The organism is Actinomadura fibrosa, from assembly GCF_900659615.1.
In the GTDB taxonomy this organism is placed as follows: domain Bacteria; phylum Actinomycetota; class Actinomycetes; order Streptosporangiales; family Streptosporangiaceae; genus Spirillospora; species Spirillospora fibrosa.
In genome coordinates this window covers 1-15,629 of the sequence record NZ_CAACUY010000070.1, presented here as the reverse complement: position 1 = coordinate 15,629, position 15,629 = coordinate 1, and the positions used below count along the sequence as shown (strand labels likewise).

General features: G+C 72.8%; 14 protein-coding genes. 5 read left to right on the top strand and 9 right to left on the bottom strand.

The genetic code is table 11. From position 1 onward, the window contains the following. Positions 1-51: 51 nt before the first annotated feature. On the top strand, positions 52-441 hold the full coding sequence (locus E1300_RS23265) for an STAS domain-containing protein (protein WP_131759175.1): 390 nt from the start codon (positions 52-54) through the stop codon (positions 439-441). Positions 442-475: 34 nt separating this feature from the next. Here the strand turns inward: E1300_RS23265 and E1300_RS23260 are convergent, their stop codons facing one another. Both E1300_RS23260 and E1300_RS23255 read right to left on the bottom strand, forming a co-directional pair. Further along, positions 476-1,132 (bottom strand): response regulator transcription factor, encoded by a 657-nt coding sequence (locus tag E1300_RS23260; RefSeq protein WP_131759174.1) that lies wholly within the window; start codon positions 1,130-1,132, stop codon positions 476-478. Then, positions 1,129-2,250, bottom strand: a complete 1,122-nt coding sequence (locus E1300_RS23255; RefSeq protein ID WP_131759173.1) for a sensor histidine kinase — start codon at positions 2,248-2,250, stop codon at positions 1,129-1,131. Before E1300_RS23255 ends, E1300_RS23260 begins: the two co-directional genes overlap by 4 nt. A gap of 172 nt (positions 2,251-2,422) precedes the next feature. Between E1300_RS23255 and E1300_RS23250 the strand changes: the two genes are divergently transcribed. Continuing rightward, on the top strand, positions 2,423-3,742 hold the full coding sequence (locus tag E1300_RS23250; RefSeq protein ID WP_242619344.1) for a tannase/feruloyl esterase family alpha/beta hydrolase: 1,320 nt from the start codon (positions 2,423-2,425) through the stop codon (positions 3,740-3,742). A 14-nt stretch (positions 3,743-3,756) separates the two neighbouring features. Here E1300_RS23250 and E1300_RS23245 read toward each other — a convergent pair whose 3' ends face one another. Both E1300_RS23245 and E1300_RS23240 read right to left on the bottom strand, forming a co-directional pair. After that, the gene (locus E1300_RS23245; protein ID WP_131759172.1) at positions 3,757-4,290 is read right to left on the bottom strand and encodes a TetR/AcrR family transcriptional regulator; all 534 of its coding nucleotides are present in this window, start codon (positions 4,288-4,290) and stop codon (positions 3,757-3,759) included. Positions 4,291-4,328: 38 nt separating this feature from the next. Then, positions 4,329-4,997, bottom strand: a complete 669-nt coding sequence (locus E1300_RS23240; protein ID WP_131759171.1) for a TetR/AcrR family transcriptional regulator — start codon at positions 4,995-4,997, stop codon at positions 4,329-4,331. Positions 4,998-5,095: 98 nt separating this feature from the next. On the opposite strand from E1300_RS23240, the gene E1300_RS23235 reads away from it, so the two are divergent. Further along, entirely contained in the window at positions 5,096-6,046 is a 951-nt protein-coding gene (locus E1300_RS23235; RefSeq protein WP_131759170.1) for a quinone oxidoreductase family protein, read from the top strand. 39 nt (positions 6,047-6,085) lie between these two features. Here the strand turns inward: E1300_RS23235 and E1300_RS23230 are convergent, their stop codons facing one another. The 4 genes from E1300_RS23230 to E1300_RS23215 form a co-directional block, all read right to left on the bottom strand. Continuing rightward, positions 6,086-6,595, bottom strand: coding sequence for a GNAT family N-acetyltransferase (locus tag E1300_RS23230; protein WP_165502950.1), 510 nt, complete (start codon positions 6,593-6,595; stop codon positions 6,086-6,088). Between the two features lie 464 nt (positions 6,596-7,059). Further along, positions 7,060-7,947, bottom strand: coding sequence for an ABC transporter permease (locus E1300_RS23225; RefSeq protein WP_242619343.1), 888 nt, complete (start codon positions 7,945-7,947; stop codon positions 7,060-7,062). Positions 7,948-7,961: 14 nt separating this feature from the next. Beyond that, positions 7,962-10,442, bottom strand: coding sequence for an alpha/beta fold hydrolase (locus E1300_RS23220; protein WP_131759167.1), 2,481 nt, complete (start codon positions 10,440-10,442; stop codon positions 7,962-7,964). A 133-nt stretch (positions 10,443-10,575) separates the two neighbouring features. Beyond that, a complete protein-coding gene (locus tag E1300_RS23215; protein WP_242619342.1) occupies positions 10,576-11,274 on the bottom strand; it encodes a TetR/AcrR family transcriptional regulator in 699 nt (232 codons plus the stop codon). A 141-nt stretch (positions 11,275-11,415) separates the two neighbouring features. Here E1300_RS23215 and E1300_RS53725 point away from each other — a divergent pair, with 141 nt between their 5' ends. Next, positions 11,416-14,058 (top strand): MFS transporter, encoded by a 2,643-nt coding sequence (locus E1300_RS53725; protein ID WP_306440671.1) that lies wholly within the window; start codon positions 11,416-11,418, stop codon positions 14,056-14,058. 83 nt (positions 14,059-14,141) lie between these two features. Continuing rightward, positions 14,142-14,969, top strand: coding sequence for a YceI family protein (locus tag E1300_RS23205; RefSeq protein ID WP_131759163.1), 828 nt, complete (start codon positions 14,142-14,144; stop codon positions 14,967-14,969). Positions 14,970-15,046: 77 nt separating this feature from the next. Here the strand turns inward: E1300_RS23205 and E1300_RS50235 are convergent. Then, positions 15,047-15,629 (bottom strand): SecDF P1 head subdomain-containing protein (locus E1300_RS50235; RefSeq protein WP_165502949.1); only part of this gene is annotated, 583 nt, incomplete at its 5' end.

The following is a 15,629-nucleotide window of genomic DNA, read 5'->3' as shown; positions in this document are numbered from 1 at the left end:
GAGTTACGCTGTACGGCGGCGTACATCGGCCCGGCCGGGGAGTGGTGAGCGATGACGGCGGCGGACGGCAGCCTTCCCGGCGTGAGCTTCATGGTCGGCTGGCTCGACGACTGGGCGGTGCTCAGCGTCGCCGGGGAGCTCGACATCCACACCGCCCCGGGGCTGGACGCGAACCTGGGCGATGTGCTCCGGCTGCGGATGCTGCCCAAGGTGGCGCTGGACCTGTCCCGGCTCGACTTCTGCGACTCGTCGGGGCTCGCGGCGCTGCTGCGGGCGTGGCGGCGCACGGAGGTCGCCGGGGGCAGGCTGGTGCTGCTGCGGCCCACCGCGCGCGTCACCCGGCTGCTTGAGACGACCGGGCTCGACCGGCGCTTCGAGGTCTGCGACGTCCTGCCGGGCAGGCGGCCCGCGCCGGACGGCGGGCGGCCCTGGGGCATGTGACGCCCGCGCGAGGGCCCGAAGCGGGGGCGCCGCTTCAGAGCAGGCCCTGGTCGCGGGCGTAGAGGGCGGCCTGCGTCCGGTCGCGGAGACCGAGGCGTTGCAGGATCCGGGAGATGTGGTTCTTGACGGTGCCCTCGCTGAGGTAGAGGCGTGCGGCGATCTCCTTGTTGGTGGCCCCGGCGGCGATCAGCCGGAGGACGTCCGTCTCGCGCGAGGTGAGGGCGTCCGCGGCGGGGGTGTGCGCGGCAGGGGTGTTCGCGGCGGGGGCGTCCGGGGCGGGCAGGGCGGCCGCCAGGCGGGCGGTGACGGCCGCGTCGAGCTGCGTGACGCCGGAGTGGGCGAGGCGGACGGCGGCGGCGAGCTCGGCGGCCGGGAGGTTCTTGAGCAGGTAGCCGACCGCGCCCGCGCGCAGCGCCCGGACGACGTACTCGTCGTCGTCGAACGTGGTGAGCATGACGACCTTGCAGGACGGCGTGCGGCGGCGCAGCTCGGCCGTCGCCGCGACACCGTCCGTCCCGGGCATCCGCACGTCCATCAGCACGACGTCGGCGGACGCGGCGGCGTCGACGGCCTCGGCTCCGTCCGCGGCGGTCCCCACGACCTCGATGCCGGGTTGGATGCCGAGGAGGGAGGCGATCCCCTCGCGGACGAGCTCCTGGTCGTCCACCACGAGGACCCGTACGGCCTTCACCACGGCACCGTGACCGAGACGGTGGTGCCTTCGGGCGAACTCGCGAGGTCGACTCGGCCGCCGAGGGAGGCGACGCGTTCACGCATCCCGCGCAGACCGATCCCTCCGCCGGACCCCACTCGCGGTTCAGAACCCCCGGCGGGCAGAGGGAAACCAGTGCCGTCGTCCTTGATGGTGAGGTTGGCCCCAGGGTCCTCGTAGGCCAGAGTCACCTGGACGTGGGTGGCGCCGGAGTGGCGGCAGGCGTTCGTCAACGCCTCCTGCGCGGCCCGGTAGAGAGTCGTGAGCACGGCCATAGGACGGCCATTCTCGTCCCCTCTGACATCGAGGTGGATGGCCAGATGGTCACCGTGGAGGTGGGCGACCAGATCGGTGAGCGCGTCGGTGAGCCGGAACGGGTGCTGTCCGAGCGCCCGGACGGACTGCCGGACCTCGGTCAGCGCGCGGTCGGCGGACCATCGGGCGTTCTCCACGGCGTCCCGGGCGCCGGAGGGGTCGAGGTCGGCGAACGCGGACGCCTTCTCCAACTGCACACCGATCGCGGTGAGGTGGTGCCCGAGGCTGTCGTGGATCTCCCGGGCGAGCCGGTTGCGCTCCTGCGCGGCCGCCAGGACCTCCACCTCCCGCATGGTCTCCTCCAGACGGACGCGCGCCTCGCGTTCGCGGACGGCGACGGAGGCCATCGTGATGGCGAGCACGATCCCCAGCGTGAACATCACGACGTCGGACACGTACTCCGAGCGCGTGTGCCAGTCGGGGACGCGGATCGTGAATCCCGCCAGGAGCGCCACGACGCAACCACTTCCGAGGGCCACGGCCGTCCGGCGCCCGAAGGCGAAGTACGCGTTGAACGGCACGAGGACGAAGAGCACCCGGGCCACCCCGGAGACGTCCAGTGCGTTGACCGCGCCATAGAGGGCGATCCGGACCACCAGCAAGGCGACCGGCGGCACCTGTGGTTCCAGGACGTCGATACCGATGAGTAGGAGAAGTGAGACGGCGAAGCCGGCCGTACGGAACGAGGGGCCTCCATCGACCAGGGCGTAGTACACGCCACCGACGAGGACGGCGAGGCAGAGAAGGGGCGACACCCACGGCACTGGGCGCGTCGAGGACATGCGCGCAGGCTACGTGGGTGCGGCCCCGGGCGGCTACGGTCCGGCCGAGGACGGGACGGGGTCTGGCCAGAGGTCATGTGCCCATTGGCCAACGCGGGTCTGGACGTCTTGCACTTACTCGCCTCCCAGGGTTCTTCTTACGTTGCGTGGTGACCCCACGGAAGGAATCACCATGGCAATGCGTGCCGTCGTGCTCGTCCCGATGCTGTTCGCTTCCTTGCTGCCCGCGTCTTTGCCGGTCTCGGGTGCCGTGGCCGGTGCGGGGTGCGGTGAACAGAGGCTTCGCGTCCCGGGCGCGGAGCGAGCCGTCGTGGCCTGCCTGCCGGACCTGACCACGGCGGGGACGGTGCCGGCCGGGCACACCGATCCGGCCGACTGGGCGGGCCTGGAGGCCCCGGGGACGGTGAACCCGTCCGGCGTGCCCGGTATCCAGATCGACGGCTACTTCCCGGACACGTCCACGACCAACACCAACCACGGGTGGAACCACGACTCGCAGTTCGTCATCCGGTTGCCGCTCCACTGGAACGGGGGACTCGTCGTCAGCGGCCCGCCCGGCGTCCGGGAGCAGTACGCCAACGACCGCATCATCGGGGACCACGTCCTGGCGAAGGGATACGCGTTCGCGGCGACCGACAAGGGCAACACCGGGCCGGCCATCTACCAGGACGGACGGAAACCGGGCGACGCGATCCAGGAGTGGCACATGCGGATGGCCCAACTGACCGTCGCCGCGAAGCACGTTGCTAAACAGCGGTACGGACGCATGCCGCGCTATACGTACGCCGCCGGGCTGTCCGCAGGCGGCTACCTCGTACATGGCCAGCTTGAGCGGTTCCCAGGTCTCTACACGGGCGGAGTCGACTGGAACGCGCTGCTCTTCACGCCCGATGGACCGAGCCTGCTGACCACTCTGCCGCCCGCGCTGCGCGCCTACCCCCGGTACGCGGCAGGTCAGCCCGGAGCCCACGAGGAGATGCTCAAGGCGGGATATCCGGCCGGCTCGGAGCCGCTGTGGGGCGTCCACTACAAGAGCCAGTGGGACTTCTTCCAGCGGGTCGTCCGGGAGGAACTCGACCCCACCTACGACGGGGCGGCCCAGGCCGGTACGCCGTTCTGCCCAGAGGGGACGGGCGAGGGATGCGACACCGACTACGACTACGGCTCCCGTCCTCGCGAAGTTCGTGAGGCGGTACGCCGCGTCTCCCTGACCGGGCGTATCGGACGTCCGCTCATCAGCGTCAGCGGCACGCTCGACGTGCTGACTCCCATCGCCCGCTACGGCGACGTCTACACCAAGATGGTCCGGGACGCGGGACGGCAGCCGCTGCACCGCTACTACCGGGTCACCGGCGGAACCCATACCGACGGGTTCAACGCCGCGTTCCCCACGCTCGTCCGGCCGATGCTGCTCGATTTCCTGACGGCGTTCGACCGGCTCGCCGCGTGGACCCAGCAGGGCGTCCAGCCGCCGCCGAGCGGGAACGTCTGAGCGGCGTCCGCGCTTCAGCGCGGTTCCATGCCCGTTCGCACGAGCGCGATGAGCCGGTCCGTCTTGGACGGATCGGCTCCGGCCAGGGCCATCCCGTTGGCGAGCGTCAGGAGGTCCGCCTCGTGGACGTCCGGACGGACCGCGCCGGCCTCCTGCGCGCGTTCGAGGAGCGCGGCCAGGGTCTCGTGCATCGTGGCGTGCCACTCGGCGAAGAGGGCGGTGCGCTCGCCCTCCGGGATGGCGTGCGCCAGGTCGCGCTTGGTGGCGACGTGGGCGACGAAGGTCCGGAGCCAGGAGCAGAGGGCGTCGGCGGGGCGTCCGGAACCGAGCAGGTCACGGCCCTCGCCGGCCAGGGCCGTGACCTCGTCCGCGTACACGGCGACGAGCATGTCGCGGCGCGTCGGGAAGTGCCGGTACATGGTCGCGTTGCCGAGCCCCGCCCGCCGGGCGATCTCGTCGAGCGGGGCGTCGGGGCCGCGCTCGCCGAAGACCTCCTTGGCCGCGGTCAGCAGCGACTCGCGATTGCGCCGCGCGTCCGCCCGAGGCATGGCCCTCCACGCTGGAACAGGGAATCTCTCCGCTCAGCCTACTGAGGCGGGCCGCCCCCGGCTCCTTTCGCGCAGGCGCGCACCGGAGGAAGCAACTCGGATGGGAGCCGGGGGCCGGACAAGGTCGCATAGGTAGACGCGACGATGCCCGCGCGGATGTCGTCCGAGGACAGCCCGGCCTCCGCTTCGAGGAGTTCGACGAACTGTGCGCGGGGCGTGTTGAGGACGACATGGGCCATGAAGGCGGCTTCGCCCTCGGTCAGGTCGGGACGGGCTTCGGCGACCGCCTTGGTGAGGTGGCCCAGCCAGAGCCGGTAATGCTCCAGGCGCTCGGCGCGCGGGTGGCCGCCCATCGCGCGGAGGAGAGGCCGTCCCGGCACGGTGACGTGGTCGAACAGCTCGGTGATGAAGCCGAGGACGCGCTGTAGGGGCGGCGTCGCGGGATCGGACAGGCGTGCCAGCGCTCCGGGCTCCCAGTCCGCGGTCAACTGCTCGAAGAGGGCGTGGATGAGCCCCTCGCGGTCGCCGAACCGCCGGAACAGCGTGCCCTTGCCGACGCCCGCCTCGGCCGCGATGTCGTTCATCGAGACCTGGTCGACGCCGTTCTCGCAGATCAGCCGGTGGGCGGCGAGCAGGATCGCGCGGCGGTTGCGCACCGCGTCCGCGCGCTCCCGCCGCGGTGTCCCTTCCGGCCGCGCTCGCTCCACGCCGTCCACTCCTTGACATATCCGGACCGTCGGTCCGTATCCTATCGTCTCAGTAAGCGGACCGTCGGTCCGTCTGTTGACTCGGAGAGGACGTCGTCATGCGTGCTGTGCGTTTCCACAGGTACGGAGGCCCCGAAGTGCTCCAGTACGAGGAGGTGGACGATCCCAAGGCGGGTGAGGACCAGGTCGTGATCGCGGTGGAGGCGGCGGGCATCGGCTACACGGACATCCAGTTGCGCGCGGGTGCGCTCAAGTCCTGGGCTCCCGATCTCCCTCTGCCCTTCGTCGCGGGACACGAGGTCGTCGGACGGGTCGTCGACGGCGATCCGTCGTGGCAGGGACGGCGTGTGCTCGCCCAGTCCGTCATGGGCGGCGGCTATGCGGAGCTGATCGCTGTCCAGGAGCAGGCACTCGTCCCGCTCCCCGACGCCATGGACGCGCACGAGGCGCTCGCGCTGCTCACCCAGGGCACGGTCGCGGTCGGTCTGATGGAGACCGCTCGGGTAAAGGCGGGGGAGACCGTCCTGGTGGAGGCTGCGTCAGGAGGTGTCGGCAGTCAGCTCGTCCAACTCGCCAAGCGCGCTGGGACGCGCGTCGTAGCCGGGGTGCGCGGCCAGGAGGATGCGGACTTCGCCAGGGAACTGGGTGCGGACGCCGTAGTCGACCTGGCACGGAATGATTGGGCGCAGGACGTGGAAGGCCCTGTCCAGGTCGTCTTCGAGTCCGTCGGAGGCGCGGTCTCCGCCGCGGCGCTCGACCTCCTGGAGCCCACCGTCGGGCGAATGGTCCTTTACGGCAACATCACCGGCGTCCCACACGAGATCGACACCGCTCTCGTCTACCAGCGTGCGCTGTCGATTCTCGGCTTCGCCACCGTCATGATGCCGCCCGGACGGATCGCCCCGCTCCGCGCACGCGCCTTTGAACTGGCGGCGGCAGGCCAGCTCAAGCCGGTCGTCGGATCGGTGCTGCCCTTGGCGGAGGCCGCCGCGGCGCACCAGAGGTTCGAGGAGGGCGCGTCCCGAGGCAAGACCGTCCTGATCCCCTGAGCCGCTGCGCCCCTGAGGGCTTCATCCGGCTGGACGCTTCTATCCGGTTGGGCGCTGCTGACCGTAGAGGTGCACCGTCTGGTTCCGGTACTCGATGTCGCGCAGATGCCGGTGGCCGATCCGCTCCGCCACCGCGATGGACCGGAGGTTGCCGTGCAGGATCACCGAGACGACCTCGTCCGCGCCCAGCCGGTCGAAGCAGTAGGCGACGGCGGCACGGCCCGCCTCCGACGCGTAGCCCTTCCCCCAGTGCTCGCGCGCCAGGCACCATCCGACGCCGAGCCCGGGGAAGCCGTGCGGCCGCCAGGGCCCCGCCCGGCCCGCGAACCGTCCGGTCGCCTTCTCGACCACCGCCCAGTGGGAGAACCCGCGGATCTCCCGGTGCCCGATGAAGGTGGCGAGGCTGCGCCAGGCGTCGGCCGCCGACGTGCCGACGCTCTCGGCCAGCCCGCCGGCCACCTCCGGATCGGCGAGCATCGCCGCGTAGTCCGCGAAATCGTCACCCGTCAGCGGCCGCAGGACCAGCCGCTCCGTCTCCAGGACAGTCATGATCGGAGTCTCGCCCGAAGCGGCCGATCTTGGAACACCCCGGAACTCCATACCGCCCCAGAGCCCGGGGAGGGCGGCGCTACACAGCGCAGGCGTTATACAGCGCAGGGCCCCTCCGGGTGGAGAGGCCCTGCGGCTTCTGCGCGTGTCCGCGGGAGGCGGAAGTCCGTCAGTACGGCAGAAGGCGACCCGTGGGCGACCTGAGGTCGAGCGGACTCGGTTGACGTGGGGGCTTGGGGCGCTTGATGAGCTGCTGCCGTGCCATGGTGATCATCTCCCCCGTCGGGCCGGGTGTTAACCCGCTGATCGCGCCGTAGTCGCGTGCGCTTCGGACGGCGCACCTCCCGGTTACGGGAAGTTCGCTGAGCTTATGGCACGGCCTCTGCCGGTTCGACCGATTTTCAGGGAGTGGGCATCGCCGTCGGTGTCCGGGACGTCGCGGACGGTCGTGGCCGGAGTCGGCCTCAGGAGACGATGTCGCGGTTCCGGAACCGGCGGAACGCGAGCGCGAAGAGCACGGCCGCGTAGGCGAACGAGAGGGAGGCGCCCTTCGCCATGCCCGCCCACTGGATCTGCGGTTGCAGCGCGTCCATCCAGGAGTACATCCAGTGGGTGGGCAGGAAGTCCCGCCAGGAGCCGAGCGCCGTGACCGCGTCCAGGATGTTGCTGACGATGACCAGGCCCACGGCGCCTCCGACGGCGCCGAGCGGCGAGTCGGTGGTGACGGAGAGGAGGAACGCGAGGGCCGCCACGACGAGCTGCGCGATCAGGGAGTAGCCGATGATGACCGCCATCCGGCCGAGGGCGGTGCTCGCCGGGAACGTGCCGCCGGTGGGGAGCTCGACGTCGCTCCAGCCAAAGCCGACCATTCCCGCGACCAGCGCCATGAGCGGGAGGCTGACGACGGCCGTCACGGCGTAGGAGAGCGCGACGACCAGCTTCTGCCGGAGCAGCCGGCCGCGCGGGACGGGCGCCGCCAGCAGGTAGCGCAGCGACGACCAGTTCGCCTCGCTCGCGACCGTGTCCCCGCAGAAGAGGGCCACCGCCACCACCAGCAGGAACCCCGTCGAGACGAACAGGGCGAACAGCGCGAAGTTCAGCGCTCCGGCCGTGGCGACGTCCACGAGGCTGGGCACGCCGTCCGGCCCCGGATCGCCGCCGATCTTGAAGGCGCCGACCAGCACCCACGGGAGGACGAGCAGGATGCCGAAGGCCACGAGGGTGCGGCGGCGCCGGAACTGCCGGACGGCCTCCACCCGGAGCGGCAGCGTCCGGCGCACGGCGTAGCCGGGCGAGGCGCCCGTCCCCGCGGGCGCGCTCTGGTCGCCGTCGAACGGCGCGGTCGTGCTCACATCCCCTCCGCGGGTCATGGGGTCTCGGCGATCAGGTCGAGGAAGGCGTCCTCCAGGCGGCGGCCGGAGCCGGTGAGCTCGCTGACCGGGCCCGCGGCCACGCGGCGGCCGGCGGCCATGACGACGGCGTGGGTGCAGGTCTGCTCGACCTCGGCGAGCAGGTGACTGGAGACGATGACCGTGCGGCCCTCGGCGGCGTAGCGGACGAGGACCTCCCGCATCTCGCGGATCTGCGGCGGGTCGAGGCCGTTGGTCGGCTCGTCCAGGACGAGGAGGTCGGGAAGGCCCAGCATGGCCTGCGCGATCGCGAGCCGCTGCCGCATGCCCTGCGAGTACGTGCGGACGGCGCGGTCCAGGGCGGAGCCGAGGCCGGCGATCTCCAGCGCCTCGTCCATGTGCGCCTCGTCCAGGGGACGGCCGGTGGCCCGCCAGTAGAGGTCGAGGTTGTCGCGGCCGGACAGGTGCGGGAGGAAGCCGGGCCCCTCCACGAACGAGCCGAGACGCGACAGGACGGGGGCGCCGGGCGTGACGTGGTGGCCGAAGATCCGGATCTCGCCGGAGTCGGGGTGGATCAGGCCCATCAGCATCCGGAGCGTGGTGGTCTTCCCGGCGCCGTTCGGCCCGAGGAGGCCGAGCACCTGGCCCTTCTCGACGCGGAAGGAGAGGTCGGCGACCGCCAGGTGCCCGTTCTTGTAGGCCTTCGTGAGCCCGGTGATCTCCAGCGGGACGTCGCTCAGCGCGGGGCGTCCGGTGTGGCGGCGGCGGCCGCGGACGAGGATCCCGGCGGCGATCGCGAGCGCGGCCACGGGCAGCGCCCAGACCCAGGCGGGTGTCGGGGCGGGCCGGGTCGCGAGCGACGGGACGGTCGGGACGGTCAGCGGCGACAGGACGCGCACCTTGTACGCGGCGGGCTGCGGCGGCGTGGCGAAGCCCATGTCGGTGGTGGCGACGACCAGGCGGAGGCGGTGGCCGCGGTCGAACCGGTAGTCCATGGCCGGGAGCGTCACGGTGGCGTCGCGGCCGCCGGTCACGCGGAGCGGGGCGGCGATCCGGCGGGCCGGGGACGCCTGCCCGGACGGCGCGACGTCGTACAGCTTGGCGAACAGCGGGATGTCGTCGCCGCCGGTCACCGCGAGACGGACGGTGGGCGCGCCGGTCAGCCGGAGCGGGCGGTCGAGGGGGCGGCTGTCGAAGCGGGCGGCCTGTCCCGGCATGTCGGCGGGGAGCCCGCCACCGCCGCCGCCCAGGTCGGTGAGGGAGCCGAGCGCGCCGAGGCCGGGCAGCGCGGAGATGGACGCGGGGGAGCCGCCCGCCGGGTTCTGGATCGCCTGCTCGGGACCGTCCAGGGGAATCGTCTGCGGCGACGCGCCGAGGCCCGGGTAGGCGCGCGTCCGGGCCTCCTCGACGACGACCCGCTGGGTGGACGAGTCGAGGCCGCCCGCGCGGGTCACCGTGAAGCCGGTGGCGGACGGCGCGGCGTGCCGGAGGCGCGCGTCGAAGAAGCCGCGCAGCAGGCCGCGAACCCGGCCGGTCTCGGGGGAGCCGCCGTCGTGGCCGCCCTGGTACCAGACGACCGAGACGGGAGCGCCGTTGCGGGCGATCGCGCGAGCGTTGGCGTCGGCCTGGTCGAGGGGGAACAGCGAGTCGGCCTGGCCCTGAACGAGCAGCGTCGGCACGGTGATCCGGTCGGCGACGGACGCGGGGCTCGACCGGCGCAGCAGCGCGACCGCGTCGGCGTTGGGCCGGCCTTCCTCGGCGACCTTCTGGTACATCTCGCACACGGAGGGGAGGAACCGCCCGCAGGCCGTGCCACCGGCGCCGTTCGTGAAGAACAGCCCGGCCCACAGCTTCTTGAACACGCCGCTCTCTGCGCCCGCGCCGGTGGCGTTGGGGAAGAGGGAGTCGGCGAGGTCGTTCCAGGTGATCTGCGGTGCGATGGCGTCGACACGCTTGTCGTAGGCGGCCGTCATCAGGGCGATGGCGCCGCCGTAGGACTCGCCCGCCATGCCCACCCGCGGGTCGCCCGGCCGGTCCAGCCGCACCTCGGGCCGTTTCGCGAGCCAGTCGATGAGCTGCCGGGTGTCCTTGACCTCGTAGTCGGGGAAGTTCAGCGCGATCTCGCCGGTGGAGCGGCCGAAGCCGCGCGCCGACCAGGCCAGGACCGCGTAGCCGTCGCGGGCGAGGGCGCGCGCGTCGGCGGCCACGTCCGCCTTGTCGCCGCCGAAGCCGTGCCCGAGCATGATCGCCGGACCCTTCGCGCGGCCGGCCGGGGCGTAGAACGTCGTGTCGAGCGTCACGCGCTGGTCGTCCTTCGGGCCGTCGACCACGGCGATCCGCTGGTCGACCGTCCGGACGCGGGGCGCGCCGCCCGCGGTCGCGCCCCACGCGGCGGCGCCTCCGGCGAGCGCGACGGCGGCGGTCGCCGCGGTCCAGCGCGCGGTCCGGCCCGTCCGTCCCCAGCGTTCCCGGAGCCGACCCGCTCCCCCCAGCCTCATGCCCAGCAGCCTATTCGGGCGCCGCCGCCGGACGCTCCGCCCGTGAGCCCGGTCCGGCCTGCGCCCGCCGCGTTACGCGACGTCCCGCCATTACGACCTGCGGAGTAGGCGACGGCCTGGCGTGCGGCCGATGTCAGCGCTCGGTGGCGGCCGGGTCCTCGCGAGATGCGGGGGAGGGGGCCAGGGCGGCGGTGAACATCGCCGTCAGCCGGTCGGTGAGCTCGGCGGGGTCGGCGGCGCGGAGGTCGTTGAGGCCGAGGAGGCGGCGGACGGGCCCGCCGCCCATGATGATCGTCGAGGCGAGCAGGGCGCGGGCGCGGGGCGCGGGGCCGTCCAGCTGGGCGACGATCGGCTCGACGACGACCTCCTCCAGGTACTGGAGGAGGGCCTGCTTGACCTCGGGGTTCCCGGCCGAGCGGTCGAGGAGCCGGGTGATGGCGCTCGGCGGCTGCCGGTCGACCTGCCGGACGAAGTGCTCGGCCAGGCGGCGGGGGAGCCCGTCCGGGTCGCCCGCGATGACGCCGCGCAGCGCGGACTCGCCCGCGAGCACCTCGCCGAAGAGCGCGGCCTTGGAGCCGAAGTAGCGGTTGACCAGGGCCATGTTGGCCTCGGCCGCCGCCGCGATCATGCGGACGGTGACGCCGTCGTAGCCGTGCTCGCCGAACAGGTCGCGGGCGGCATCCAGGATCCGCCGGCGCGTCGCCTCGCGGTTCCGCTTCGGGCGCTCGCGACCCTCGCCCGCCGTGCTTCCGGCGGTCGCCGGCGGCACCGAGGGCGGAAGCGCCGTCTCGTCGACCCGCGTCACCATGCTCCCGACCACATCCCCGGTCACCCGCCTCCCTGATGGCACCAGTATCCACCGATTTGCTAGTAAACAAGCGACTACATAAGCTATATATGCAAAACACAGGTAATTGACCTTCCATGGGGGAGCAGGGTGGCTCAAGCGAGCGTGGCGCCGCACGGTCCGGCGGTGCCAGAGCAAGCGAGACCGCGATACACGCACCGCCAGATCCTGGAGATCCTCTCCGGTCTGATGATGGCGATGCTGACCGCGATGATCTCTACATCGGTCGTCAGCACGGCGCTGCCGACGATCGTCGGCGACCTCGGCGGTCAGGACCAGCTCTCCTGGGTCGCCAGCGCGTCCCTGCTCACCATGACGGCGTCGACGCCGCTGTGGGGCAAGCTCTCGGACATCTTCGGGCGCAAGCTCATGTTCCAGACCGCGCTGATCCTGTTCGTCGTCGCGTCGGTCGGTGCGGGGCTCTCCCAGGGGATCGGGCAGCTCATCGCCGCCCGCGCGTTCCAGGGCCTCGGCGTCGGCGGCCTGTCCGCGCTGGCCCAGGTCATCCTCGGCGACGTGGTCGAGCCCCGCCAGCGCGGCCGCTACTCCGGCTACATGGGCGCCGTGTTCGGCGTCGCGACCGTCGCGGGCCCGCTGCTCGGCGGTTTCATCGTGGACGCGGACGGCCTCGGCTGGCGCTGGTGCTTCTACGTCTGCATCCCGCTCGCGGTGGTCGCGTTCCTCGTCATCCAGCGGGTGCTCAAGCTGCCGAAGGTGCGGCGGAACACCCGCATCGACGTCTTCGGCGCGTTCACCATCACCGGCAGCGCCGCGGCGCTGATGCTCCTGCTGTCCATGGGCGGCCAGGAGTTCGACTGGAAGTCGTGGTGGACGGTCGCGCTGCTGGCGATCACCGCGGTGCTGCTCGCCCTCGCGGTCGTGGCGGAGCGGGTCGCCAGCGAGCCGATCCTGCCGCCCCGGCTGTTCCGCAACCGGACGTTCGTGTTCACGAGCCTCGCGTCGCTGTGCACGGGCATCGCGATGTTCGGCGGCATGATCTACCTGCCGCAGTACCTCCAGATCGTCAAGGGCATGAGCCCGACCCACTCGGGGCTGATGACGCTCCCGCTGGTCGTCGGCATGCTGATCACCTCCACGGCGTCCGGCCAGATCGTCACGCGGACCGGCCGCTGGAAGATCTTCCCGGTCATCGGCCTGGTGTTCGTCGCGGGCTCGATGTACCTGCTGTCGCAGCTGCACGTCGACTCGTCCAAGGTCCTCATCGGCGCGGACGTCGCGGTCCTCGGCGTCGGCCTCGGCCTGACGCTCCAGATCCTGATCCTCGCCGCGCAGAACGCCGCGGCGACCGTCGACCTGGCCGCGACGACCTCCGGCGTGTCGTTCTTCCGGAACCTCGGCGGCGCGATGGGCGTGGCGGCGTTCGGCGCGATCCTGAACAACCGGCTCGGGGACGAGCTCGCCGACGGGCTGCGCGCGGCGCACATCGCCATGCCCGCCGGCGGCGGCGAGCTGGGGTCCCCGGACCAGGTCCACGCGCTCCCGGAGCCGTTCAAGCACATCGTGCTGACGGCGTTCACCAACGCGCTGGAGACCGTGTTCATGGTCGGCATCCCGGTGGGCGTGCTCGGCTTCCTCGCCGTCCTGGCGATCAAGGAGCTGCCGCTGCGCGGCGCCGCCGGGACGCGGGGCGCCGCGGCGCACGAGGTCCCGTCCGCGGGCCCGGCCGCCGACGTGCCCGTCGCGGACGCCGGCCACTCCGCGGGACTGGTGGGCAGGGACGCGCGCGGCTACGATCAGCAGCCCGTTCCGGAGCAGGAGCTCGTCTCCGTTGCCGCGGGCCCCGCATCCGATGGGATGGTCAGTGCGATGAACGAGATGTCCCCGAACGGGGCGTCCCCTGCCGGGACGTCCGGCGCGAACGGCGCCGGCGACGGCGCGGACCGGCACGGCGCGGACCGGCCCGGCGCGGCGGACCCGGCCGCCGCCCAGGCGCGGCTCCTCGCCCAGCAGAACGGCCTCGCGCGGAACGGCGCGTCCGGGCGCCCCGCCGGCGTCCCCGTGCGCGGCGTCGTCCGGGCCGGCGACGGCGAGCCCGTCCCGTCCGCCGCGCTGACGCTGATCGGCGTGGACGGGCACCAGCTCGCCCGCGCGATCACCCAGGAGGACGGCCGGTACGCGCTGCCGACGCCCGGGCCCGGCACGTACGTGCTGATCGCGGCGACCGGCGAGCACGAGCCGCAGGCGGCCACGCTGGTCGTCGGCGACCGCCCGGTCGACTTCGACCTGCTGCTCGCCGGGAACGGCGGCCTGCTCGGAACGGTCCGCAGCGCGGACGGCACCCCGATCGCCAACGCCATGGTCGTCGTCACCGACGTCCGCGGCGACGTCGTCGGCACCGGCCGGACCGGCCCGGACGGCCACTACGCCTTCAAGGACCTCGTGTCCGGCACCTACACGCTCGCGGTCAGCGCGGCGGCGCACCGTCCGGTCGCGCTCCCGGTGGAGGTGACCGGCGGCGGGCAGAACCGCCTCGACGTGGAGCTGCCGCCCGGGGCGCGGGTGCGCGGCACCGTCCGCAACGACGCCGGCGAACCCGTCGGCGACGCCCGCGTCACGCTCGTGGACGCGGCCGGGAACGTCGTCGCGATGGTCATCACCGGCCCGGACGGCGAGTACGCCTTCACCGACCTCATCGGCGGGCAGTACACCGTGATCGCGTCCGGTTACCCGCCGGTCGCGACGGGCCTGTCGCTGTCCGGCGGAGGCGAGGACGGGTACGACCTGAAGCTCGGCTACCCGGACGAGTGATGGATGCGAGCCCGGGACCGCCGTCCGCGGCGGTCCCGGACACCGGGGACTCACTGGAGCGCGAACTGGAGTGCGGGTCGTTGATGGATGAGAGTCGTGGTCTGCGCGGATCGGTGCGGACGAGGGACGGCTGGGCGGTGCGGCACGCCATCGTCACGGTCACGGATCTGGCGGGAAACCAGGTCGCGCGCGAGCAGACCGGCGAGGACGGCGTCCTGAACGCCGGCCCGCTGCCCGCCGGGACGTACACGGTCATCGTGACGGCGATGGGCTACCAGCCGGTCGCGTCCACGCTGATCGTGCACAGCTCCGGCGCGGCGGACATCGGCACGCTCGTGCTGGCCCGCGCGGGCGGCACCGAGCTGCCGCCGCCCGGCCCGTGGACCATCGACCCGGCGCACTCCAACGTCGGCGCCGTCGCGCAGCACCTCGGGCTGTCGAGCGTCCGCGGCCGGTTCGCGGCGTTCGAGGGCCGCGTCGAGATCGCCGAGCCGGTGGAGCGGTCGCGGGTCACGGCCCGGATCGAGGCCGCGTCCATCGACACCGGCAACAAGATGCGGGACGACCACCTGCGCTCCGCCGACTTCCTCAACGCCGACGTCCACCCGGTCGTCGAGTACGAGGGCGACGGCCTGACCGCCACCGGCCCGGACCGCTGGACCGTCCACGGGCGCCTCACCCTCAACGGCATCACCCAGCCGGTCGACCTCGACATGACCTACCTCGGCAGCGGCTCCGACCCGTGGGGCGGGGTCCGCGCCGCGTTCCGCGCCACGGCCGAGCTGCGGCGCGCCGACTTCGGCATCCGCTACAACCAGCTGCTGGAGGCGGGCATCGCCATGGTCGGCGAGAGCCTCAAGGTCGAGCTGGAGATCCAGGCCGTCCAGGGCGCGGAACTGCCGCAGGCCTGACCACCCGGCGGGCTCCGGGCGACGAGCAGGGCGGGCGCACGAGCGGGCGCCCGCCTTCGCGGTAGCGCGGGGTCCGGTCAGCGGCCCTTGAGCTCGCGGACGAGCTTGTCGGCGGCGGCGCGGTCCGGCGGGCCGGTCACGACGACCTTCCCGTCCAGGATCGCCATGTCGACGCGCGGCAGCGTGACCAGCCGGTTGCCCACGACGAACGCGAGGTCGCGGCCGACCGTCGCGCGGGTGAGGTCGGCGAAGGCGCGCCGGTCCACGGGCCGCAGCGTGACCGCCACGTCGTAGCCGGACGTGCCGCGGGCCCGCTGGACGCGCAGGTCGGAGACCTTGTGGATCGCGATGCCCTGGGACAGCCGGTAGCAGGTCGGCCCGGTCCCGGCCTGCCCGGTGATCCCCTGCGTGCCCGCGGGGCACTGCCCCGGCGTCGCCTGGGTGACCGGGTAGACGTGCAGCGGCGAGGCGAGCGTCACCGGCTGGGTCCGCATGGACGCGGCGATCATGCTGCCGGTCACGACGACGGCCGCGATGAGCAGGCCCAGCGTGAGCACCATGATGAGCATCGCGGAGCGGTGCTGGTCCGCGGCCCTGGCGGCCGGCACGGGGGCCCGGGTCGCGCCGGTCCGGCGCCGCTCGGCGCGGCTGCGCTTGGCG